The sequence below is a fragment of the Streptomyces sp. NPDC030798 genome, assembly GCF_055572275.1.
In genome coordinates this window covers 25,630-48,129 of sequence record NZ_JBVIDR010000008.1, presented here as the reverse complement: position 1 = coordinate 48,129, position 22,500 = coordinate 25,630, and the positions used below count along the sequence as shown (strand labels likewise).

At 72.9% G+C, this 22,500-nt stretch carries 20 protein-coding genes; 12 read left to right on the top strand and 8 right to left on the bottom strand.

What is annotated here, in order from left to right; genetic code table 11:
• Positions 1–166: 166 nt before the first annotated feature.
• The 4 genes from ACZ404_RS19505 to ACZ404_RS19490 are packed head-to-tail and all read left to right on the top strand — an operon-like array spanning position 167 to position 1,717.
• Positions 167–829, top strand: a complete 663-nt coding sequence (locus tag ACZ404_RS19505; RefSeq protein ID WP_468441476.1) for a DedA family protein — start codon at positions 167–169, stop codon at positions 827–829.
• Positions 826–1,428, top strand: a complete 603-nt coding sequence (locus tag ACZ404_RS19500) for a phosphatase PAP2 family protein (RefSeq protein WP_468441474.1) — start codon at positions 826–828, stop codon at positions 1,426–1,428. The genes ACZ404_RS19505 and ACZ404_RS19500 overlap by 4 nt, the downstream gene beginning before the upstream one ends.
• On the top strand, positions 1,425–1,577 hold the full coding sequence (locus ACZ404_RS19495) for a hypothetical protein (RefSeq protein ID WP_468441472.1): 153 nt from the start codon (positions 1,425–1,427) through the stop codon (positions 1,575–1,577). Before ACZ404_RS19500 ends, ACZ404_RS19495 begins: the two co-directional genes overlap by 4 nt.
• Positions 1,562–1,717, top strand: a complete 156-nt coding sequence (locus ACZ404_RS19490; protein ID WP_468441470.1) for a hypothetical protein — start codon at positions 1,562–1,564, stop codon at positions 1,715–1,717. The genes ACZ404_RS19495 and ACZ404_RS19490 overlap by 16 nt, the downstream gene beginning before the upstream one ends.
• 221 nt (positions 1,718–1,938) lie before the next feature.
• On the opposite strand, the gene ACZ404_RS19485 is transcribed toward ACZ404_RS19490, so the two are convergent.
• Entirely contained in the window at positions 1,939–2,970 is a 1,032-nt protein-coding gene (locus ACZ404_RS19485) for a lysylphosphatidylglycerol synthase transmembrane domain-containing protein (RefSeq protein ID WP_468441468.1), read from the bottom strand.
• A 34-nt stretch (positions 2,971–3,004) separates the two neighbouring features.
• Positions 3,005–4,492, bottom strand: a complete 1,488-nt coding sequence (locus ACZ404_RS19480) for a hypothetical protein (protein ID WP_468441466.1) — start codon at positions 4,490–4,492, stop codon at positions 3,005–3,007.
• Between the two features lie 174 nt (positions 4,493–4,666).
• Between ACZ404_RS19480 and ACZ404_RS19475 the strand changes: the two genes are divergently transcribed.
• The 3 genes from ACZ404_RS19475 to ACZ404_RS19465 all read left to right on the top strand — a co-directional run bounded on the left by ACZ404_RS19475 (position 4,667) and on the right by ACZ404_RS19465 (position 7,019).
• Positions 4,667–5,050: a BlaI/MecI/CopY family transcriptional regulator gene (locus tag ACZ404_RS19475; RefSeq protein ID WP_468441464.1), complete on the top strand. Its 384-nt coding sequence runs from the start codon at positions 4,667–4,669 to the stop codon at positions 5,048–5,050.
• Positions 5,047–5,940: a M48 family metalloprotease gene (locus tag ACZ404_RS19470; protein ID WP_468441462.1), complete on the top strand. Its 894-nt coding sequence runs from the start codon at positions 5,047–5,049 to the stop codon at positions 5,938–5,940. The genes ACZ404_RS19475 and ACZ404_RS19470 overlap by 4 nt, the downstream gene beginning before the upstream one ends.
• Positions 5,941–6,113: 173 nt before the next feature.
• Positions 6,114–7,019 carry an amidohydrolase family protein gene (locus ACZ404_RS19465; RefSeq protein WP_468441460.1) on the top strand — a complete coding sequence of 302 codons (906 nt, stop codon included), beginning with the start codon at positions 6,114–6,116 and terminating at the stop codon, positions 7,017–7,019.
• A 51-nt stretch (positions 7,020–7,070) separates the two neighbouring features.
• Here ACZ404_RS19465 and ACZ404_RS19460 read toward each other — a convergent pair whose 3' ends face one another.
• Positions 7,071–9,413, bottom strand: a complete 2,343-nt coding sequence (locus tag ACZ404_RS19460) for a glycoside hydrolase family 65 protein (protein WP_468441458.1) — start codon at positions 9,411–9,413, stop codon at positions 7,071–7,073.
• The gene (locus ACZ404_RS19455; protein WP_468441456.1) at positions 9,410–10,150 is read right to left on the bottom strand and encodes an HAD family hydrolase; all 741 of its coding nucleotides are present in this window, start codon (positions 10,148–10,150) and stop codon (positions 9,410–9,412) included. The genes ACZ404_RS19460 and ACZ404_RS19455 overlap by 4 nt, the downstream gene beginning before the upstream one ends.
• A 119-nt stretch (positions 10,151–10,269) precedes the next feature.
• Here ACZ404_RS19455 and ACZ404_RS19450 point away from each other — a divergent pair, with 119 nt between their 5' ends.
• The gene (locus ACZ404_RS19450; RefSeq protein WP_468441454.1) at positions 10,270–10,935 is read left to right on the top strand and encodes a nucleoside/nucleotide kinase family protein; all 666 of its coding nucleotides are present in this window, start codon (positions 10,270–10,272) and stop codon (positions 10,933–10,935) included.
• Between the two features lie 4 nt (positions 10,936–10,939).
• On the opposite strand, the gene ACZ404_RS19445 is transcribed toward ACZ404_RS19450, so the two are convergent.
• The 4 genes from ACZ404_RS19445 to ACZ404_RS19430 all read right to left on the bottom strand — a co-directional run bounded on the left by ACZ404_RS19445 (position 10,940) and on the right by ACZ404_RS19430 (position 15,908).
• On the bottom strand, positions 10,940–12,649 hold the full coding sequence (locus tag ACZ404_RS19445) for a hypothetical protein (RefSeq protein WP_468441453.1): 1,710 nt from the start codon (positions 12,647–12,649) through the stop codon (positions 10,940–10,942).
• 2 nt (positions 12,650–12,651) lie between these two features.
• Positions 12,652–13,554, bottom strand: a complete 903-nt coding sequence (locus tag ACZ404_RS19440; RefSeq protein ID WP_468441451.1) for a carbohydrate ABC transporter permease — start codon at positions 13,552–13,554, stop codon at positions 12,652–12,654.
• Complete coding sequence (locus ACZ404_RS19435; protein WP_468441449.1) at positions 13,551–14,462, bottom strand: carbohydrate ABC transporter permease; 912 nt, start codon at positions 14,460–14,462, stop codon at positions 13,551–13,553. The genes ACZ404_RS19440 and ACZ404_RS19435 overlap by 4 nt, the downstream gene beginning before the upstream one ends.
• 123 nt (positions 14,463–14,585) lie before the next feature.
• On the bottom strand, positions 14,586–15,908 hold the full coding sequence (locus tag ACZ404_RS19430) for an ABC transporter substrate-binding protein (RefSeq protein WP_468441447.1): 1,323 nt from the start codon (positions 15,906–15,908) through the stop codon (positions 14,586–14,588).
• A 223-nt stretch (positions 15,909–16,131) separates the two neighbouring features.
• Here ACZ404_RS19430 and ACZ404_RS19425 point away from each other — a divergent pair, with 223 nt between their 5' ends.
• The 4 genes from ACZ404_RS19425 to ACZ404_RS19410 all read left to right on the top strand — a co-directional run bounded on the left by ACZ404_RS19425 (position 16,132) and on the right by ACZ404_RS19410 (position 22,478).
• Positions 16,132–17,310, top strand: coding sequence for an ROK family protein (locus ACZ404_RS19425; RefSeq protein ID WP_468441445.1), 1,179 nt, complete (start codon positions 16,132–16,134; stop codon positions 17,308–17,310).
• Between the two features lie 104 nt (positions 17,311–17,414).
• Entirely contained in the window at positions 17,415–18,530 is a 1,116-nt protein-coding gene (locus ACZ404_RS19420; protein WP_468441443.1) for a Gfo/Idh/MocA family protein, read from the top strand.
• Between the two features lie 205 nt (positions 18,531–18,735).
• Positions 18,736–20,661 (top strand): phosphatase PAP2 family protein, encoded by a 1,926-nt coding sequence (locus tag ACZ404_RS19415; protein WP_468441441.1) that lies wholly within the window; start codon positions 18,736–18,738, stop codon positions 20,659–20,661.
• A gap of 95 nt (positions 20,662–20,756) precedes the next feature.
• Complete coding sequence (locus ACZ404_RS19410; RefSeq protein ID WP_468441439.1) at positions 20,757–22,478, top strand: phospholipid carrier-dependent glycosyltransferase; 1,722 nt, start codon at positions 20,757–20,759, stop codon at positions 22,476–22,478.
• Positions 22,479–22,500: the final 22 nt, after the last annotated feature.

The window sequence follows — 22,500 nt, the reverse complement described above, 5'->3', positions numbered from 1 at the left end:
TGACTACGGGGATGTGGTCAGCCGGTCATGAAGTGGCAATAGCGGGGCAAAGGCCGGGGGCGATGCGGGGGCGTCGGTCGTCCACAGCCCGCTGGACCGTCTACAAATATGTAGTCGGACGAGGACTCAGATGTGCTCGTGAAGCCACCGGAAAGGGCGTGCGGCGATGGCCACTCCCTCAGACCTGTCGTCGCAGCTCGCGGTCAACGTGCTCGACGCCCACTCCCTGCTGGCCGCCTTCGGCGTGCTGGGCGTCGGGGTGGTGCTGTTCGCGGAGACGGGCCTGCTGATCGGCTTCTTCCTGCCCGGAGACTCCCTGCTCTTCACGGCGGGCCTGCTGTGCACGGGCGCGTCGGGCCGGAGCGTGCACCTCTCCATCGGGCCGCTGCTGGTGGCGGCGGCCGTCGGTGCGCTGACGGGGGCGCAGTGCGGGTATCTGCTGGGCCGCAGGGCCGGCGGGGCGCTGCTGGCCCGCAGCCGCTCGGCCCGGCTGCACGAGGGCGCGCAGCGCGCCGAGGAGCTGCTGGACCGGTACGGGCATGCGAAGGCGATCGTCCTGGCCCGCTTCGTCCCGGTGGTGCGCACGGTGCTGAACCCGCTGGCGGGTGCGCTGGGCGTGCCGGCGCGGACGTTCACCGTCTGGCAGGCGGCGGGCGGCCTGGTGTGGAGCCTCGGCCTGACCCTCGCCGGATACGCGCTGGGCTCCTCGATCCCGAACGTCGACACCTATCTGCTGCCGGTCATCGCGCTGATCGTCGTCGTCTCCCTGGTCCCGCTCGCCGCCGAGGTGCTGCGCTCGCGCAAGGCGGCGAAGGAGGCGCGCGGATGATCCTCGCGCTCACGGGCTCGTCCGTGGACGGGCCGCTCTACCGGGACGTGGTGGACCTCGCCCGCCACTCCCCCGGCACGCTGGACCACGCGGTCGCGCTGTGGTCGGCGTACGGGCTGGGGGTTTTCGCGCTGCTCATGGTGGTGGGCTGGTGGCGGGCCCGGCGCTCCGGCGCGACGCGGGCCATGGTCGCGCTGACGGTTCCGGTGGCGGTGCTGGTCGCCTACGCGGCGGATGCCGGGCTGAAGCTTCTGGTGCGCGAGGACCGGCCCTGCCGGCGGCTGCCGTTCCGCACCCTGGAGGCGTGTCCCGCGCCTGGCGACTGGTCGTTCCCGAGCAACCACGCGGCGATCGCGACCGCGGCGGCCGTCGCCCTCTTCTTCGTCTCCCGGCGGCTCGGCGCCGTCGCGGCCGTGTGCGCGCTCGCCATGGCGGTCTCCCGGGTCTGGGTGGGCGTCCACTATCCGCACGACGTCCTCGCCGGGGCGGCCGTCGGGGGGCTGGTCGCCTTCGCCGTCATGACCGTGCTGCGGAGGTGGCCGCGGGACCTGGCCGGGCGCCTTGCGGCGGGCCCACTGCGTCCGCTGCTGGTGTCGTGAACCGCAAGGGCATCGCCGAGCCGGCCGGCAGTGCGGCGCTCGGGGCCCGGGCGGGGTTCGCGGTGCCGGCGCCCGTCGTGTCCGACCGGCCCGGCACCCCGGTGGTGCTGGACCGCACCCTGCTGAGCTGGCCGTGGCCCGTGGACTGACCGCCACCGACACCGGTGCCGTGTCGTACGTACTGGTCGTCGCAGCCGGGCTGCCGGCGGGCGGCGCCCTGCGGCAGCGGCTGCTCGTCACGGGCCCCGCCCCTCCCGACGCCCACGTTGCGCGGGGCGGCGGACTGTGACCCGTACGGCGGCGTGAAGCGGACCGCGCAGGCCGGTCGCGGGCGGGCGTCGGCGAGGACGGGCCGGAGCAGTGTGCCGCCACGGGCCCCCGCCCCTCCCGACGCCTCCGGGAGCGCAGCAGGCTGCGACCCCGTACGGCGGCCCGAGCCGCGCCCGCGTCGGCGGTGCCGAGCCGACCGGTTCGCCGACGTGGCCCGCTTTCGCCGGAGTCTGCGCGGCCTCACACGGCCCGGCGTCGTACCAGCACTGTCAGTACCGCCAGGCCGGGCAGCAGGGGGAACCACACGGTCAGCAGCCGGTAGCCGAGGACGGCGGAGGCGGCTGCCGCGGCGGGGGCGCCGGTCATGCTCAGCGCGAGAGCCAGCGCGGCGTCCAGGGAGCCGAAGCCGCCGGGTGTGGGCAGCAGGGCGGCCGCGCCGCTCGCGGCGAGGTAGAGCAGGGCCACCTCGAGCGGTGGCAGGGGCAGCCCGACGGCCTGGGCCATGGAGACGAGCACCAGCGCGTGCAGGACGGCGAAGGCCAGCGACCCGCCCCACAGGGCCGCCGCACGGGCCGGGCAGGCGTGCACGGCGCGGATGTCGGTCAGTACGGCCGCGAGCGCGCGGCGGCAGCGCGGGCGCAGGGGTCCGGCCACGAGCGCGACGAGGAGGGCGGCGGCGCCGAGCACGGCGGCGACCGCCACCGGCGAGATGTCCGGGAGGCGCAGCAGGCCGGGGCAGAGGGGGGCGAGCGCCGTGATGAGGGCCAGGCGGACCACGGCGCCGGCGGTGGCCTTGACGGCGAGCGCCCCGGCCGAGCGTCCGGCGGGCAGCCCGCAGCGCATCAGGAACCGCAGGTTCACCGCGCCCGCGCCGAGCCCGGCCGGGAGCAGGTGGTTGGCGGCGGAGGCGGCGAACTGGGCGGCGAGCAGCCGGGGTCCGGGCAGGCGCCGGATGACCGCGCCCTGCTGGGCGAGCGCCGAGGCGGGCCAGGTGCCCAGGGCGGCCACCGCGCCGACCAGCAGCCAGCCCTGGCGGGCGACGGCCAGCCGCAGCGCGCCGCTCTCCACCAGCGGCCAGTGCCGTCGGCCCAGGTAGACCGCGCCGAGCAGGACGGTGACGCAGACCAGGGCCTGCCAGCAGGCCTGCCGGCGGCCACCGGCCCGGATCTCCACGTCGGCGGTCACCGGCGGACCCGCGGCCGGGCAGGGGGCGTTCGGTACCGCGGTCCCTACCGCCTCCGGCACTGCTTCCGGTACGGCGTGCTGGGTCATGGACCGCCTCCCCTGCCTCGGCCACCGCGGCAGGTCACGAACCGGCCCCGGGCACGGCGTAGTAGAGGCGCAGTCCGTCGAGCGGCACGGACTTCCAGTGGCGGGCGTATCCGGGCGGCCGGTGGCCTTGCTCCACCAGGACGGCCACCGGCGTACGCCGTGCGGTGCCGGCGATGGCCTCTACCGTGCTGTTGGCGTTGTGCCCGGATGCGGCGGCCGAGGAACAGCCGGCGTAGAAGGCCACCGGGATGGCCTCGTGCCCGGTGAGCAGACAGGGCGGTGCGACGCCGACCCGGTGGAGGGTGGCCGCGGTGCGGGACCAGGCGCGATGGGAGGCGGTGGTGCGGTCGACGGTGTGGGTCAGGACGGCGAGCTGGACCGCGAGGTGGGCGGCGAGCCCGAGCACCACGAGCGTCACGGCGACCGGCCGCCAGGCCCGGCTGGTCGCGGTCAGCAGGTGGACGAGGGCGGCGGCGACCGGGATCGCCAGCAGGGCATAGCACGGCAGCAGGAAGCGGGGCGCCGCGTAGCCAATCATGAACAGGTAGGGGAAGCCGACCGTCGCCGCGCAGGCGAGGGCGACCAGGGTGGGTGTGGTGCGCCGGGCCCGGACGGCGACCGCGAGGCCCAGCGCGGCGAACAGCGGCAGGGCGAACCACCACAGGGTGACGCGCGGGTCGGGCAGCGCTCCGGTGCACGGCCGGCACAGGGCACGTCCACCCAGGCTGCGCAGTTGGTCGACGACGGCGACGTGGAAGCCGAGGCCGCCCTGGATCGCCGAGGCGTCGGACAGGCGCCGGCCGAGGCCGCCGTAGGCGGTGTAGGCCTCGATCACCCACTCGGCGGCGCCGGCGGCGAGCCCGCCGAGGAGGACGAACAGTGGCCGCCAGGTGCGGCGCCACAGGCCGAGGGCGAGGAGCGGCAGGGTGGCCCACACGGCGTCGGTGGGCCGCATCCAGGCCATCAGCGCACCGCTCGCGGCCAGGCCCCACAGCGCGGCTCGGCCGGCGCGGCCGGCGCCGGCCCGGAGGAGGCAGCCGGCAGCGGCGAGGGCACCGACGGCCACCCAGTAGTTCGGCATGGCCTGGGGACCGTAGAACAGGGTGACCCACAGGGAGGCGAACAGGGCGCCGGCGAGGGCGAGCACCCGGACCGGGAACAGGCCCCGCCAGGTGCGCAGCGCCAGGTACAGGGCGAGGCCCGACAGGACGGCGAGGTAGACGCGCAGCAGGGCGGTGGACGACGACCACGAGGCGACGGGGGCCACGAGCAGGGAGACGCCGCGGGCGCGGGGTGCGCTGAAGAAGGCGGCGGGGATGTGGCCGCTGACCTGGCTGACGTAGACCGTCTCGTCCCAGCCGAGTCCCATCCCGGGCCGGACGAGAAGGAGTTGGGCCAGCGTGAAGACCGCGGCGACGGCCGCGAGCGGCCAGGTGGCACGGGGGCGCGGGGAGCCGGTGGATACGCCGCGCGAGTGCTCACGCCTGATGGCGTGGGCGCTGACTCGTGTACTTCCGGCCATGACCACCTCTCTGACCCTACGGCGCGTAGGGTCGCTGTCACCCTACAGCCTGTAGGACGAAGGCCGGGGGCCGGAGGTTCCGGGACAGCACGGCCAAACTAACCCGGGGCAAGCGGGCCTGCCGGGCGAACAGGGCCATCCGGTCGACGACCCTACGCACTGTAAGGTTGACGCATGGCTGGCACAGGGTCCCGCGGCAGGGCGGAGCGGCGCAGCGCCGGGGCGCTGGAGAGCGAGGTGCTGGCCGCCCTCTGGGCCACTGAAGGACCGCTCACCCCGGCGGAGATCCAGACGGAGATCGGCGGCGACCTCGCCTACAACACGGTGCACACGATTCTCAAGCGCCTGTACGACAAAGGGCTGGTGCTGCGGGACGCCGACGGGCGGCGCGGTGCCTACCGGCCGGCGAAGAACGCGGCGGAGCTGACCGCCGAGGCGATGCACGAGGCCCTGGACCGGGGCCCCGATCCGATCGCGGCGCTCCAGCAGTTCGTGACCGGCCTCAGCCCCGAGGAGGAGCGTGCGCTGCGCGAGCTGCTCGCCGGGGGTGGCGCATGACGGTCGACGTGTACACCCCGCTGGTGCTGTCGCTGCTGCTGTCCGTCGTCGCGCCGGTGGTCGGCGGCCGGGTCGCGCCGGCGTTGGCCGCGCGGGCGCTGACGTCGGCGGCGGTGCTGAGCGCGCTGGCCAGCACCTGGTCGCTGGTGCTGCTGGCCGCCGCGCTGCTCGGGGACGCGCCGCCGGTGGTGCGGGAGGCCCGGGAGGACGGGCACCGGCTGGTGGACCCGGTGCCGGAGGTGGTCGGGCTCGCCGCCTGCGTGGCTCTGGCGGTGGTCGGGTGGCGGGTTGGCCGGGCGGTGCGCGCCGAGCGGTGCACACGGCGGGCGCTGCGCCGGCTGTGCGCGGGTCAGCCGGCGGACACCGAGCTGGTCGTGGCCGCCTCCGAGGTGCCCCAGGCGTTCGCGATTCCGGGGCGGCCGGGGCGGATCCTGGTCACGTCCGCGATGCTGAGCGCGCTGGATCCGGACGAACGGCGGGTGCTGCTGGCCCACGAGCGGGCGCATCTGGCACACCGGCACGGGCCGCTGGTGACGGCGGCGACCCTGGCCGCGGCGGCCGATCCGCTGCTGGGCCCGGTGCGTTCGGCGGTCGTCTTCCTGGTGGAGCGCTGGGCCGACGAGCAGGCGGCGGCCGTCGTCGGGGACCGCCGGACCACCGCCCGCGCGCTGGCCCGCGCCGCCCTCACCGCGGGCCGCTCCCGGCCGGGCTGCGCGCTGCACTTCACCGACCGCGCCGTGACCCGCCGCGTCGCCGCCCTCCAGGCCAGTCCCCTGCCCCGCCTCTGGCCGGCCGCCGCAGCCGTCCTCGCCCTCGGCAGCCTCCCACCCCTGCTCGCGGCCGACGCGACGACCGATCTCCTCGCCCTGCTGTCGGGGGCACTTCACTAGTGCCCCGTCCGGCGCTGACACGGAGCCGTTGCTCGAAACCGGCCTGATCCGCCGGACAGGGCCCTGGACCGCGCCCAGTGGGTTCGCCGGTGCGGCGCGTGTGACGGATGCCTCACCGTGCCGCTCACGGAAAGGGTCGCTCCGGCCCCTCACCGGGGCGGATCGTGGGGGACATGAACGATCACCGCAGGGCAGCCATGGACGCCGAGGAGGCCGGGGAGGTGCGCCGGTTCTGGGGCGGACTCGGTCTTCCCGGGCTGATCGACGTCCACACCCACTTCATGCCCGAGCGTGTCCTGCGCAAGGTCTGGGACTACTTCGACGCGGGCGGGCAGCTGATCGGCGGGGTCAAGTGGCCGATCGCCTACCGCGAGCAGGAGGCGCGCCGGGCGGCGCTGCTGCGGGAGTTCGGTGTCCGGGCGTTCACCGCGATGCTCTACCCGCACAAGCCCGGCATGGCCAGGTGGCTGAACGGATGGGCGGCCGACTTCGCCCGCCACACCCCCGACTGCCTGCACACCGCCACCCTCTACCCCGAGCCGGACGTCGGGACGTACGTCGGCGAGGCCGTCGAGGCGGGGGCGCGTGTGTTCAAGGCCCATGTCCAGGTGGGCGCGTACGATCCGGCGGACGAACGTCTCCGGCCGGCGTGGGGACTGCTGGCCGAGGCCGGTGTCCCCGTGGTGATCCACTGCGGTTCCGGGCCCGCGCCCGGCAGGTACACCGGTCCCGGGCCGATCGCGCGGGTACTGGCGCACCACCCGGAGCTGCGGCTGATCGTCGCGCACCTGGGCATGCCCGAGTACGAGGAGTTCCTCGGCCTCGCCGAGCGGTACGACCAGGTGCGGCTGGACACGACGATGGCGTTCACCGACTTCGCCGAGGGACTCATGCCCTTCCCGCGCCGCGCCCTGCCCCGGCTCGCCGCACTCGGCGACCGCGTGCTGCTCGGCTCCGACTTCCCCAACATCCCCTACCCGTACCTGCACCAGCTGCAGTCTCTGGAGCGGCTGGGGCTCGGAGAGGACTGGCTGCGCGCCGTGTGCCACGACAATGCGGCGAAGCTGTTCGGTCTGTGACACCGCCCGCCCCGGCGGCGGGGCGGGCGGTGTGGCTCCAGTGCCCGGTGCTCAGCCCCCGTTGGGGGCCCGGTGGGGTGGCTGTGCCGGGGTCGGGCGGCGCGGGGCGCGGGGGATGGCGCGGACCGCGGGTTCGTCCGTGCTCACCGTCACCGGTTCGCCGTGGTGGTCGAAGGTGAGGGACGGTCCGGCGAGGAGGGTGTACGTCGCCTTGTCCGCGCCGATCTCCACCCTGAGCCGGCGGTCGCGGAACTGCAGGTTGAAGCCCAGGCGGCGCAGCCGCTCCGGGAGGCGCGGGGCGAAGCGCAGGCCCCCGCCGTCGCGGCGCATGCCGCCGAAGCCGGCGACCAGCGCCATCCAGGTGCCGGCCAGGGAGGCGATGTGCAGCCCGTCCCGGGTGTTGTGCTCCAGGTCCGCCAGGTCCATCAACGCCGCCTCGGCCGTGTAGGCGTAGGCGAGCTCCAGATGCCCGGCCTGGGCGGCGATCACCGCCTGGCAGCAGGCGGACAGGGAGGAGTCGCGCACGGTCAGCGGCTCGTAGTAGGCGAAGTTCCGGGCGACCTGCTCGTCGTCGAAGTCCGCCCCGCAGGTGTACATCGCCAGCACCAGGTCGGCCTGCTTGACGACCTGCTTGCGGTAGAGGTCGAAGTAGGGGAAGTTCAGCAGCAGCGGGTACTGGTCGGGCCGGGTCCCGGCGAAGTCCCAGCGCTGGTAGCGGGTGAACCCGGCGTGCTGCTCGTGCACGCCGAGTTCGTGGTTGTAGGGCAGGAACATGGCCTCGGCCGCGTCCCGCCAGGCCGCGCTCTCCTCCTCGTCCACGCCGAGCTGCTCCGCCCGGCGCGGATGCCGCTCGACGGCGTCGGCCGCGGCCAGCAGGTTCGCCCGCGCCATCAGGTTCGTGTACGTGTTGTCGTCGGCGACCGCGCTGTACTCGTCGGGGCCGGTGACGCCGTCGATGTGGAAGACGCCGTGGTGGTCGTGGTGGCCCAGCGAGCGCCACAGCCGGGCGGTCTCCACCAGCAGCTCCACGCCCACCTCGCGCTCGAAGTCGGTGTCGCCGGTGGCCTCGACGTAGCGCACCACCGCGTCGGCGATGTCCGCGTTGACGTGGAAGGCCGCGGTGCCGGCCGGCCAGTACGCCGAGCCCTCCGGACCGGCGATCGTCCGCCAGGGGAACGCGGCCCCGCCGAGCCCGAGTTGGGCCGCGCGCTCGCGGGCCTCGTCCAGCGTGTTGTGCCGCCAGCGCAGCGCCTCGGCGACGGCGTCGGGGGCGGTGTGGGTGAGGACGGGCAGCACGAACATCTCGGTGTCCCAGAAGGCGTGCCCGTCGTAGCCGGAGCCGGTGAGCCCCTTGGCCGGTATCGCCCGCTGCTCGGCGCGGGCGCCGGCCTGCAGGACGTGGAAGAGCGCGAACCGTACGGCCTGCTGGATCTCCTCGTCGCCCTCCACCTCGACGTCGGCGCGCTCCCAGAAGTCGTCCAGGTAGGCCTGCTGCTCGTCGAGCAGCCCCTGCCAGCCGTCGTGCCCGGCGGCGGCGAGGGCGGCGTCGACCTGGTCGGCCATCGCGGGCAGCGAGCGGGTGCCGGACCAGCCGTGGGCGACCAGCTTCTCCACGCGCAGCGTCTGGCCGGGCTCCAGGACGGAGGTGACGGTGAGCCGGGCCACGTCACGGTCGCTCTCGCTGCGGGTGGTGGTCCGCTCGGGCCCGGTGACCACGTGGTCGGCGGCCACGGCGACGCGCAGTCCGCTGCGCCGGGTGCGGTGCACCAGCCGCAGCCGGTTGCCGGAGGCGAAGGCGTCCTCCTGCTCCAGCGGGGACTGCAGGGCCATCGCGGCGCGCGGATCGCCGTTGGAGCCGGGCAGTTGCTCGTTGGCGACCAGTTCGGACTGGATGACCACCCGGCTGCGGCTGCCGACGGCCTCCACCTCGTACGCCACCGCTGCGACCGCCCGTTGGGTCAGCGACACCAGCCGGGTCGAGCGCACCCGGATCGTGGATCCGGCCGGGGAGGTCCACTCGCAGGTTCGTTCGAGCACCCCGCGGCGCAGGTCCAGGACCCGCTCGTGGGCGACGAGCCGGCCGTAGCGCAGGTCGAACGGCTCGTCGTCGACCAGCAGCCGCAGGATCTTGCCGTTGGTGACGTTGATGACCGTCTGCCCGGACTCCGGGTAGCCGTAGCCGGCCTCCGCGTACGGCAGCGGGTGCACCTCGTGGACGCCGTTGAGGTAACTGCCGGGCAGGCCGTGCGGCTCTCCCTCGTCGAGGTTGCCGCGCCAGCCGACATGGCCGTTGGACAGGGCGAACACGGACTCGCTCTGCGCGAGGACGTCGAGGCCCAGGGCGGTCTCGCGCACCGCCCAGGGCTCGACGGTGTACGACCGGTGGGTGATCACTGCTTGCCTCCCAGCTCGGCGAGGTCCTTGACGACGACGCTCGCGCCGTGCGCGTACAGCGCGTCGGTCTGTCCGGTCCGGTCGACGCCGACGACGTAGCCGAAGCCGCCCGCGCGGCCCGCGTCCATGCCGGCCAGCGCGTCCTCGAAGACGGCCGCCCCCGCCGGCTCGACGCCGAGGTCACGGGCGGCGGCCAGGAAGGTGTCGGGGTGCGGCTTGCCCGGCAGCCCCCGCTCGGCGGCGACGACGCCGTCGATCCGCACGTCGAAGAAGTGCTCGGCGTCCACCGCCCGCAGCACGTCACGGCAGTTGGCGCTGGAGGAGACGATCGCGGTGCGCAGCCCCTGCGCGCGCACCGCCTCCAGATAGCGCAGGGTGCCCTCGTAGGCCTCCACGCCGCCTGCCCGGATCTTCGCCAGCAGCAGGTCGTTCTTGCGGTTGCCGAGACCGTGCACGGTGCGGGCGTCCGGCGGGTCACCGGGGCCGCCCTCGGGCAGATGGATGCCGCGCGAGGCGAGGAAGGCGCGGACCCCGTCGGCGCGCGGGCGGCCGTCGACGTACTCGTCGTAGTCGGCGATCTCGTCGAACGGCCGCGCCTGCGGGCCCTCGTGGTCGCGCAGGAACGCGTCGAACGTCTCCTTCCAGGCGGCCGCGTGCACGACGGCCGTCTGGGTGACGACTCCGTCGAGGTCGAAGAGACAGGCCTGGATCGTGTCGGGCAGACCGAGCTGAGTCATACCCAGCACTGTTCCCCACGGGAGGCCCTCCAGTGGGTGGCGAGCGCCACATGAGGTGATACTTTCGCACCTTCATACCGAGGTCTCACCGCCCGGCCGCGGATGACACACTCTGCGGTGTGCCGCTGACCTTCGACGACCTGCTCCTTCGTGCCCGTGCCCTGACCGCGGGCGGCCGACGCGCGATCCTCGGGATCGCGGGCGGCCCCGGCGCGGGCAAGACCACCCTCGCCGAGCAGTTGACGGCTGCCCTGAACGCCGACGGGCCGCCCTGGGTGGCGCACGTCCCGATGGACGGCTTCCATCTCGCCGACGCCGAACTGGAGCGGCTGGGCCGCCGAGGCCGCAAGGGGGCGCCGGACACCTTCGACGCGGCCGGGTACGCGGCGCTGCTGCGGCGGCTGCGCGAGGACACCGACGAGGTGGTGTACGCGCCGGGGTTCGAGCGGGTGCTGGAGCAGCCGCTCGCGGGCGCGATCCCGGTGCCGCCGACCGCCCGGCTGGTGGTGACCGAGGGCAACTACCTTCTGCTGCGGGAGGGTTCCTGGGCGCGGGTGCGCCCGTGGCTGGACGAGGTGTGGTTCTGCGAGCTGGACGAGGAGGAGCGGATCCGCCGCCTGGTCGCCCGGCACGAGGAGTTCGGCAAGGAGCACGCGGCGGCCGTCGCCTGGGTGCGGGGCACGGACCAGCGCAACGCCGACCTGGTCGCGGCGACCCGGGACCGGGCGGACCTGGTGGTGCCGCCCGGTGCCCTGCCCTCGCGGTGCGGTGGGGCTCCCCGGTGACCGCTCAGCCGCCTCGGCGGGCGCGCAGGGCGACGCTCAGTGTCTGCGGGCCGTGTCCGCCGACGTAGACCCGATCCCCGGCCGTCGCGTCGGTTCCGCCCAGCAGGGTGTAGTCCTGACCCGGGTCGTACCGCAGGATTTCTCCCCGGTCCGGTCCCGCGAGCGGCCCTCCGGCGTGGACACCCACCTCGACGCCGATCTCGCTGTCACCCGCCCGGTAGGTCATCGGCCCGGTTCCCAGGCACCAGCGTCCGTCGCCGATCGGTCGGGCGCCCTGCACGGTGCCTCCCGGCCGGAAGGTCAGTTCCAGGGCCCACGGCACCCGGGGTCCGCGGATGTCGATCCGCAGGTCGGCACCGTCCTCGCGCAGGTCCACGTCGATGCGGGTCGTCAGCGAGACCTCGTCCCGCGGCCGGTCCGGGAAGGCCATCGCGGCCGAGAAGCGGCCCTCGTCGGCCATCCGGTAGGCGCCGTCGGGCCGCCGCTCGGCCGGCGGGAGCGGCTGGTAGTAGGCGGCCGTCAGGGTCTCGCCGAGCCGGTACCGGTCGTCGGCGAGCCGTTCCATGTCCGTGGCGCGGAAGGGGCCGAGGTCGAAGAATCCGCGGGAGAGCCGGAGCGAGTCCAGGACCGCGTCGCCGGCGAACAGCCGCAGGAACGTCGGGTTGTTGGCGAGGCCCGAGCGGATGCGCCGGTGCGCGGGCACGTCGGAGCCGCCGTACACGACGGTGTGCGCCGCCGCGGAGGCATGTGAGGCGAGGCGCGCCGCGGTGAGGTACCGGTCGCGGGGCAGGGTCTCCGGCTCCGGGGCCGGCAGCGCCCGGCACAGCTCGGGGGTGAGGAGGGTCTCGGCGAGCAGGTCGGGGTCGTCGATGCCGCCGGCCGCTGCCAGCCGCGCCGCCCGGCTGAAGTCACCGCGGCCGGTACGGATCGCGAGGAGCCGGTAGTGCGGCAGGTAGGGCGCCAGCGGGAACCGGTGGTTCTGGTCCTGTCGGCGTGACTGGACGGTCTCGACGGTGCCGTCCGGCATGATGAGGTCCAGGGTGGTGGTGAGGTTGCGTTCGACGGCGTCCCGCAGGTCGGCGCGGCCGAGGACGTCGGCCAGCAGCAGCAGCGACGGGTTGGACACGTGGGCCGCGTAGTTGGGGCTCCGCTCCGAGTAGAGGCCCTCCGGGTCGATGTCGACGCCCTCGGCGAGCCATGCGTCGACGCGGTCGAGCAGCCGGCCGTCGGGGAACGACCGGTGCAGCCGGGCCAGCGCCGCGCACAGCTCCCATCGGTGGTTCGGGGTGTGCACCCCGCCGGTGCGCAGGCTTTCCGAGGCGGCGCGCGCGATCTCGGCGAGCGCGGCCGTGGCCTCTCGCAGCTCCGGCCCCCCGCCGGCGGCGAGGACGTGCGCGTCGCACACGTCGTTGACGGTGAACGCGGAATCCGGCGGTGACTGCACGTTGTCGCCACCGGCGAAGAGACCGGAGGGGGTCTGCAGGGCCCGCAGAGCGGCGAGGTGCGTCATCGCGGCGGCGACGGCCCGTCCGCTGCCGTGCAGCGTCGAGTCCGGTGAACGGTACGCCGCGAGCAGTGTCTTCACCCGGCGCGCCAGACCGCGATGGGGGACATCGGCCGGCCCGTCGTCCGGGCGGTCCGCCAGCGGGACGGCCGACCGGTCGGCGGCGCGGGCCACCGCGTGGACGAACTCGCGGTCGAGCGTGATCTGCACGGTCAGTCCTTCAGTCCGGCGTTGATGTCGGCGCCCATGACGTAGCGCTGGAAGACCAGGAAGATCGCGATCAGCGGGATCATGGAGATGACCGATGCGCCGAGCAGGACCGACCAGTTGATGTTCTGCGCGCCGACGATGCTCTGGATGCCGATCTGCACGGTGAACTTATTGGGGTCGTTCAGCATCAGCAGCGGCCAGATGTAGTCGTTCCACCGCCACTGGAAGGACAGGATGGCGAGGGTCAGCATGATGGGCCGGGAGAGCGGCACCATGATCCGCAGGAAGATCGACAGTTCCCGGGCGCCGTCGATGCGTGCGGCTTCGACGAGTTCGTCGGGGACCGTGAGGAAGAACTGGCGGAACATGAAGCATCCGGTCGCGGTGAGCACGGCCGGGAGGATGATGCCGGCGAACGAGTTGTAGAGGCCGAGGTTGCGGACCACCAGGAACTCCGGGGCGAGCATGACCTCGGAGGGCAGCATCGTGGTGGCCAGGATGCAGAGGAAGAAGACCTTGAGCCATTTGTTGTCGTACTTGGCCAGCGCGTAGCCGGTGCAGCAGCTGACACCCACCGTGAGGATCGTCGTGATCACGCACACGAGGGCCGTGTTGGCGAAGTACTGGGAGAAGTTGGCACTGCGCCACGCCGTCAGGTATCCCGACAGGGTGGGGTGGGGCGGGACCGGCGTCAGCGGATAGGAGAACAGGTCACTGGCCGGTTTGAGGGAACTGAGGACGAACCACAGCACCGGCAGGCCGTAGAGGCACGCCAGGATCCACAGCAGTGTCGTCGCGGGCACCGCCCGTCGGACCCCACCGCCGACCGCGGTGCGGGGTCGCTTCCCGGGAACGGCTTGTTCGGCGTCAGCGTCGAGCGGGCGTGGCATGTCTGTGGTTGTCATCGGTTCTCCACCCGCCGGTTGACGATCAGCTGGACGATCGCGACGGCCATCAGGATGAGCATGAGCACGAATGACGCGGCGCTCGCGTAGCCGATCTGGCCCCGTTTGAAGCCGGTCTCGTAGATGTACTGGACAAGCAGGTTGTTCGACGTTCCGGGTCCGCCGTTGTTGAGGGCGGCGAACACCGGGTACTCCTTCATCGCGTTGATCGTGTTGAGCAGGACGACGATGAACGAGGTGGGCGCGATGCTCGGCAGCGTGATGCTGATGAACTGGCGCCACGGACCGGCGCCGTCGAGCGAGGCCGCCTCGTAGTACGACACCGGCACGTTCTTGATCGCCGCGATGAACAGCAGCATCGAAAAACCCGTCCAGGCCCAGGACGCCGCCATCACCACGACGATCAACGACAGGTCGGCATTCGACTGCCACGGAACGGCACTTCCGCCGAGCTTCTCGATGACGTAGTTGACCAGTCCGAAGTTCTCACCGAACAGCCACCGCCACAGGACACCCACGACGATGGGCGACAGGAGCCACGGGATGAAGAAGATGACGCGGGCGACCGACGCTCCCTTGGCGTGCTTGTTCACCACCAGGTTGGCGGCGAGCAGCGAGAGCGCGAAGTTCAGCGGGACGAAGAGCACGGCGTACAGCAGCGTCCGGGTCAGCGCGTCGTAGAAGGTGGAGTCCCCGAACAGGTTGTGGTAGTTGTCCAGTCCGATGAACTGGAACGTCCCCACGCCCGTGTAGTTCGTGAAGGAGTAGACGAGCCCGATCACCGCCGGCCAGACGAAGAACAGCGAGAAGAGCACGACATTGGCCGCGATGAGGACGAGCGGCGCAAGGATGTACTTGCTGCGTCCTCCGGGCGGGCTCGCGGACACGGCCGAGGCGCGTTTTGTCATCTTCCTGACTCCGTGCTGGGGGAAGGGATTCCTGTGGGCTCACGCCAGGAGCCCGGCATCACGTGATCGGCCGGCGCCGGGCGGCGGTGTCTGCGGACCGCCGCCCGTTCCTGTGACCTACGATCAGCCGCCGACCTGCTGGTTGTAGCCGGCCACGATGTTCTCCAGGGCCTTGTCGGCCGACTGCTGGCCGTTGATCGCCTTGCCGAGCTCCGTCTTGGTCGGGTCCTCGGTGAGGCTCTTGCCCTTCAGCACCCAGTTCGTCTGCGCGGAGTTGAAGTAACCGGAGATCGGGGCGTAGAGCGGGATCTCCTCGTTGTACAGCTTGAACGCCGCCTGCGCCGCCTCGGACTTGAAGGGGTAGGTCGGGTTCAGACCGCTCTCGACCGGCAGGAACCCGGACGCCTCGCACAGGGCCTTGTAGTGGGCCGGCTCGTACAGCCAGGACAGGAACTTCGTCGCGGCCTTGGACGCGTCGCCGTTGTTGTTGAAGCCCACCACCATGCCGCCGCTGTTGACGTCACTGGCCTGCACCGGCTGGGCGGGGGTCGGGACACTCGCCCACTCGAACTTCTTGATGCTGTCCGCGAAGGAGGCAACCTGCCACACGCCGGACCAGTAGGCCACCACGTCACCGCTCTGGAACATGGCGGACGGGTCGGCGCCGCTGGTCCACACCGACTTCGGCATGGTCTTGTCGTCGTTCCAGCCGACGAAGGTGTTCACGGCCTTCTTCGTCGCCGCGTCCACCGAGAACTTGCCGGAGGAGTCCGCGTGGACGTACTTCCCGCCCATCTCGTACACCATGGCGCGGAGCCGGGACGGCGACTGGTCGAAGGTCAGGGAGTACTTGGCGCCGGTCTTCTCGCGGACCTTGTTCGCCGCCTTGATGAAGTCGGTCCAGGTCCAGGTCTTGTCGGGCGAGGTCGGGAAGGGAACCTTGGCCTTCTCGAACAGCGACTTGTTGATGAACAGGCCGGACGCGGTGACGTCCGAGGGGATGGACAGCACCTTCCCCGACGAGTCCTTGGCGACGAAGTTGGCGTTGATGTTGTTGCTCTTCTTGTGGGCGATGGAGCTGAGGTCGATCAGCTTGTTCGACCAGATCGGGTCCAGCGCCGGCACGGCCGCGACGTCGGGCAGGGAGTTCGCCTGGGCGGCATTGTGCAGCTTCGTCGGGTAGCCGTCGTAGGGGATGTTGACGAGCTTGACCTTGACGCCGGTTTCCTGCTTGTACTGGGCCACCATCTTCTTCCAACCCGCGTCCTGCCCCGGGACGGTGGAGATCCAGAACGTCAGGGACTTGGCGTTCCCGCCCGAGGAGCCGGACCCCCCGCACGCGGAGAGCAGCAGGGCACCTGCCGTGGCCACGGCAGCGAGGGGAACAACGCGGCGTATGCCGCCGCGGCCGAGTCGGCGGGAGCGCCGCACACCCACACGGGTCATGTTTGATCCCTTTTCGTCGAAGCGGACGGAGCACGGCGCCGGCCGCTGGTAGTAGCAGGTCCCCGTTTCCTATCACTGTGATTGATTACCGACAAGGGGTTACGCAACTCTTCCCATATCTGCCCCCCTTGGCAGACAGCGTGGGCCTGGTACGCTCCGGAGGCAGCCACAGACACACCGCGGACGGGACTTATCCTCAGTCCGATGGTTATTGGGGAGGGTCGTGAACCGACGGGCGCCGCGCACCGCGACAACTCGGCACGTCACCGAGATCAACCGGACCGCGATCCTGGATGTTCTCCGCGAGCACGGACCATTGTCCCGCCGCGACATCCAGCAGCGGACCGGGCTGGGCTCGGCCACCATCGAGCGGCTGTGCTCGGCGCTGATAGAGGAAGGGGCGGTCGAACTCGCGGGCCAGGTGCGCACGTCGGTCGGCAGACCCTCGACGCTGCTGCGCTTCGCGTCGTCGGCCCGCGCCATCATGGCGGTCGACGTCACCGAATACACGGCACGAGGACGCCTGGTCAACCTGGGCGGGACCACCCTGTACGAGGAGAGCCACACCTTCGCTCTCGACGGCCAGGACGCGGGCGCCGCCCGCATCGACGGGCTGCTCCACCTCGTCGACCGGCTGACCTCCCCCGAGACCGGGGTGACAGCGCCGATCGTCGCCATCGGCATCACCGTTCCCGGCATCGTGCACGCCGGAGTGGTGTCGAAGGCGGTCGAACTGGACTGGCAGGAGGTGCCGCTCGCCGACATCGTCTCGGCCCGGTGCGGTCTGCCGATCCACGTCGAGAACGACGCCAACGCCACGGCCTACGGCGAGTGGACCGGCGGCGCCCTCGCGAACGCGCAGAGTGCCGTCGCGCTCGTGCTCGGTGCCAGACTCAGCGCCGGGATCATCAACGAGGGGCACCTCTACCGGGGGCACCGGTCGGCCGCGGGTGAGATCGGATTCCTGCTGACCTCCAGCGCGTCGTTCACCCGCTACTTCACCGAACAGGGCGACGTCGAGTCGAGCCTGGCGGCCCAGGTGCTGCCGTTCGCCGCGCGGGAGGGCCTGCACGGCAGGCGCATCGGCCCCGCGTTCCGCGCGATGATGGCCTGCTGCCGGGCGGGCGACGGCGAGGCCGCGCGGGCCCGCGACGAGTTCTTCGACTCGATCGCCCTCGCCCTCGTCGCCACCTCGGTCGTGCTCTCGCCCCAGGTCATCGTGCTCGCCGGCGCGTTCGCGCAGTACAGCGAGGAGTCCGCGGAGCAGCTGACCAAGCGCCTCGTCGGCCGGATCCCCTGGGTGCCGCGGATAGCGGTGAGCGAACTCGGTTTCGACGCGGCGATCACCGGCGTGAGCGCGCTGACGATCGAACACGCCCGGACCGCGACGTACCTCGCGTGATTCCGCCGGCCTCGCAGCGCCCGGACGCCACCGGGCTGTCCCGCCGCCGGCAGCGGGACAGCCCGCCTGCCCACCACCAGCCGAACCAGGATGGAGCGCGAGTAATGGACGAAATGATACGGATTGCGGTGGTGGGAACCGGCGATGTCGCCATGGACCACGCGGCCGCGCTCGTGTCGTCCGGCCCCGTCCCCACCAAGATCGTGGCTGCTGCGGACACCGACCGGACCCGGCTGGACGCCTTCCTGGACAAGCACGGTGCACCGGCCGGCTACGACGACCTCGACGAGCTGCTGGCCCGCTCCCGCCCCGACCTGGTGTACCTGTGCACGCCACCCGGCCACCACCGCGACCAGGCACTGGCCTGTCTGCGCGCCGGGGCCAGCGTGCTGGTGGAGAAGCCACCCGCGCTGTCGCTGCGCGAACTCGACGAGATCGCCGCCGCCGTCAGCGACCCGCCGTGGTTCGCGACCGTGTTCCAGCACCGCTTCGGCCGGGGCCAGGAACGGCTCAAGGCCCTGATGGACTCCGGCCTGCTGGGCCGCCCGCTGCTGGCGGTCTGCCACACCACCTGGTTCCGTGACCAGACCTACTTCGACGTGCCCTGGCGCGGCCGGTGGGACACGGAGGGCGGCGGACCGACGATGGGCCTTGGCATCCACCAGATGGACATGATGCTGGACCTGCTCGACGAGTGGACCGAGGTGCGGGCCGTCACCAGGACGCAGGCCCGCCGCACGGAGACCGAGGACGTCTCACTGGCGCATGTGACGTTCGCGAACGGCGCCGTGGCCTCCGTGGTGAACAGCGCCCTCTCGCCGCGTCAGGAGTCGTACCTGCGGTACGACTTCGAGCACGCCACCGTGGAGGTGACGCATCTGTACGGATACCGGGACGAGGACTGGCGTGTGACGCCGGCACCCGGGCACGAGGACGTGCTCGCCGCGTGGCAGGCCGGCCTGACCGGCGCCGGGCACGGCGCGGCCGCGCGGAACTCCCGCAGCGGGCACTGGGCCCAGTTCGCGAAGGTGCTGTCCTCCCTGCGCGACGGCACCCCGCCGCCCGTGCCGCTCGACGAGTCCCGGCGCACTCTCGCGCTGGTGGCCGCCCTCTACGCGTCCGCCGCGACCGACCGCCCGGTGAAACCCTCGGACATCTCTCCCGGCACGCCCTTCTACGACAGCATGGGCGGTCGCCGGGCCGCCGAGACGGCGCACTGACGACGGGTCAGCCCCCGTTCACCCGCAGGACGACCCGCGGCCGCCGTTCCCTCGCGGAGGGGACAGGGCCCGGCCGTAGATCTTCGCTCGTACGGATCGGATCGACGTGGCTGGCCGCACGGGCCGGCCACGAGCAGCACGGAACACGCACGCCACCTCCCACCACGCCGGCCGCACGGCCGAAGAACTGAAGAGAGGCACACGCATGCCGTCACTCGCCGGGCACCGCACCGACTCGCCGGACCACGCCACCGCCCCGGGCCGGCGCGGCTTCCTGAAGACCTCGCTGGGCGCCTCGGCCGGCGTGCTGGCCGCTCCCACCTTCGCCGCCTGGCTGTCCGCGGCCGACGCGAAGGCCGCGACCGCACCCGCCGCGTTCGTCGACGACTACCGGAGCAACATCGCCGCCAACCTCACCCCGGAGACCAACGCGGTCGTCCGGGTCCTCGGCGGCTTCGCCCAGGTGTGGAAGACCGGCTCCGCCTGGAACACCGGCGCCCCGCTGCGTCCCGAGGTGCTGCGCGCCGACATGCGCTACTGCGCCCGCACCACCGCCGAGCGCACGGACGCCGAGGCGAAGGAGGCGTTCGTCTACGACCGCCAGCACCAGAGCTACGCCATGATCGCCGGTCTCGGCCCGCTGGCCGGGCCGTACCGGTCGGGCGCCAAGGCGGTCACCTCGATCACGAGCGCGCCCGACGGCACTCCGCCGACGGCGATCAGTGACACCCTGCCGGCGGACGCCCCGGCCGGCTCGGCTCTCGGCGCGGGCTCCCACGACTCCGCGCTGGGCAAGGTCGCCGAGCTGGTCGACACCGTGCGCGGGCCCTTCGCCTCCGGCAACCCGGCCAAGTACGGCTATCAGTACCCGCGTCCCTGGCGCCTGAACGAGGACAGCGAGGTCGTCGACACCGGGCGGACCGACGCGTTCGGCTACCCCGTGTACGACTCCCCCGTGGTCGTCGCCCCCCAGTTGTTGCGCCAGCGCGGCACCTCCGCGACCGACGACGGGGGCTTCCCGAGCGGCCACACCAACGCCTTCCACCTGGCGGCGCTGGCGTACGCGTACGCGGTGCCGGAGCGGTTCCAGGAGCTGGTGACCCGCGCCTTCGAGTTGAGCCACACCCGGATCGTGGCGGGCATGCACCACACCGTCGACGTCATCGGCGGCCGGATCATGGCCACCGCGCTGGCGGCGGCCACCCTCGCCGACCCGGCCAACGCCGCTCTGAAGGCGGCGGCCCGCGCCCAGGCCCTCGCCTACTTCACCGCGCAGACCGGCACCACCGCCGACACGCTGTACGCCTACGCGCACCCGTCCGACGACCCCTACGGCGACCGGGCGGCCAACGCCCGCGCGGTGCGGCCCCGGATGACGTACGCGCTCACCCGGCAGGGCCGCGACCTGCCGCTGACCGTGCCGAAGGGCGCCGAGGTGCTGCTGGAGACGCGGCTGCCGTACCTGGACGCCGCCCAGCGGCGCGAGGTGCTGCGCACCACCGCCCTGCCCTCGGGGTACGTGCTGCTCGACGGGTTCGAGCAGTGGGGCCGGCTGAACCTGTTCGCGGCGGCCGACGGCTACGGAGCCTTCGACACCGACGTCACGGTCACCCTGGACGCGGCGGCCGGCGGCTTCTCGGCGTCCGACGCCTGGCGCAACGACATCGACGGGCGGGGCGGCCTGACCAAGCGGGGCACCGGCGCGCTGACCCTGACCGGCCGCAACCGCCACACCGGCGGCACGGTGCTGGCCGACGGCACGCTGATCGCGGGCTCCGAGGACGCGCTCGGCCACGGTGACGTGCGTGTGTCGGGCGGCACCCTGCGCGTGCCGGAGCGGCTGCGGGTGCGCGGCGGCTACGCCCAGGACGCGGGCACCCTCGAGGTCACCCTGCGGGCGGGCGGGAAGGCACCGCTGACGGTCGAGCACCTCGCGGTGCTGGGCCGCTCGGCCGTGCTCTCGCTGCGTGTCGACACCGAGCGGCCGCCGGCGCCGGGCAGTACCGTGCCGGTGCTCGAGGTGCCCCGGCTGTGCGGTCAGTTCACCCGCGTGGAGGTGAACTCCGGCGGGCTGCGGGCCGTACCCGTGTACACGGCAGAAGGTCTGTCGGTACGACTCGTGCGGCGGTGACGTTCCCGGTGGCGGGAGCGACGTGACCGAAGGCCCCGACCGGGCCCCGGTCCGCTCCCGCCACCGCACGGAGCGGTGGCACCGCGGGACGGACGATGGCACGCGAACAGCAGTCGACCGGGGTGGTCCGGACTCCCGAGCCGGACCACGCCTGTGGGGGTGCGGGCGGTGGCGCACCGGCGACTCCGGGTCCGGACTCCGTCCCGGCCCGGGTGCGCACCGCGCTGCGCCGCCGGCGGCGGTGGGCGGTGCCGGTTCTGGTGGGGCTGTTGCTGGCGCAGATGGCGGTGGCGATGGTGACGACGGCCGTCCAGCAGACGCCGACCATCGACGAACCGGTGTACGTGGCCACCGCGACCGACTACCTGCACGAGCACCGGATCCGGTACAACCCCGAGCACCCGCCCCTCGGCAAGCTGCTGATCGAGACCGGTGTGGCGGTGGCCGGCCCGCGCTACGACCCCTCGTACACCGGCACCCAGGGCGACGTGGGCCGGCATCTGCTGTACGAGTCGGGCAACGCCCCCTGGCGGCTGATGCTGTGGGCGCGGCTGCCGGTGATCGCGCTGACCCTGCTGTTCGGGCTGGTGGTGTTCGCGTTCGCGCGCGACGTGGCGGGCACGGTGGGAGGGCTGGCGGCATCGGCCCTCTATGCCTTCTCCCCCGATGTGATCGCGCACGGCTCGCTGGCCACGCTGGACGTACCGGCGGCCGGCTTCGGGCTGACGTCGGTCTGGCTCGTGCGGCGGGCGCGGCACCGGCCCCGGCTGTACCTGCCGCTCGCCGGTGCGGCGCTGGGAGCGGCGGTGGCGGTGAAGATGAACGCGCTCCCGGCCGTACCGGTGGTGATGCTGCTGGCCGTGGTGTCCCTGTGGGGGGCCGGACGCCGCCGCAAGGTGCTCGCCGGACTGGCCGGGGCGGCGGTCGTGGCCGTCGTGGCGGTCGCCGTCGTGTGGGCCGCGTATCTGGCGGTCGACCCCCGGTTGCGGTTCGCGCCCGCCGAGCCCGTGCCGGCCCTGCACGGGCTGCGGGGCCGGCTGACGGATCTGCTGCCGCTGCCGCCCGCGTACCGGGCCGGGATGCGGGTGCAGTTCGGCCTGGAGGACCACCCCTGGCAGGGGTACCTCTTCGGGCACCTGTACACCGGCTCGCTCTGGTACTACCTGCCGGCCGCGCTGCTGGTGAAGACACCGCTCGGGCTGCTCGTCCTGGGCGCGGCCGGTGCCGTCGCGGTGCTCGCGGTGCGCCGGCTGCGGCCCGCCGCGCCGTACCTGCTGCTGCCGCCCGCGGTGCTGCTGGCGGCGGCCATGACGGGCTCGCGGGACTTCGGCACGCGGTACGCCCTGTTCGTGCCGATGTTCCTCGCGGTCGCCGGAGGCTGCGTGTCGCGCGTGCGGTGGCGGTGGGCGGGCGTGGTGATGGGGCTGCTGGTGGCGTTCGTGGCGGTGAGTTCACTGCGCACCTTCCCGTACTACCTGCCGTACGCCAACGAGGCGTTCGGCGGTCCGGGGAACACCCACCGGCTGCTGCACGACTCCAACGTGGACTGGGGCCAGGACCTGGGCCGCCTCGCCGACCGGCTGCGGCAGCGGTACCCGGGCGAGCGGGTGTGGCTGGTCTACAAGGGCAGCGGCGTGCCGTCGTACTACGGGATCCGGGCGTCCGACCCGCGCAGGGTGCCGGCCGAGCGGGTGCACGGGCTCCTGGTGGTGTCGGACTCGGCGGCAGCGAAGGCGCGCGGCCGGCTGGCCGAACTGATCCGTTCCAGTCGTCCGGTGGACGAGGTGGGGCACTCGGTCACGCTGTACCGACGGTGAGCTGCGGACGGTCATCGTCCCT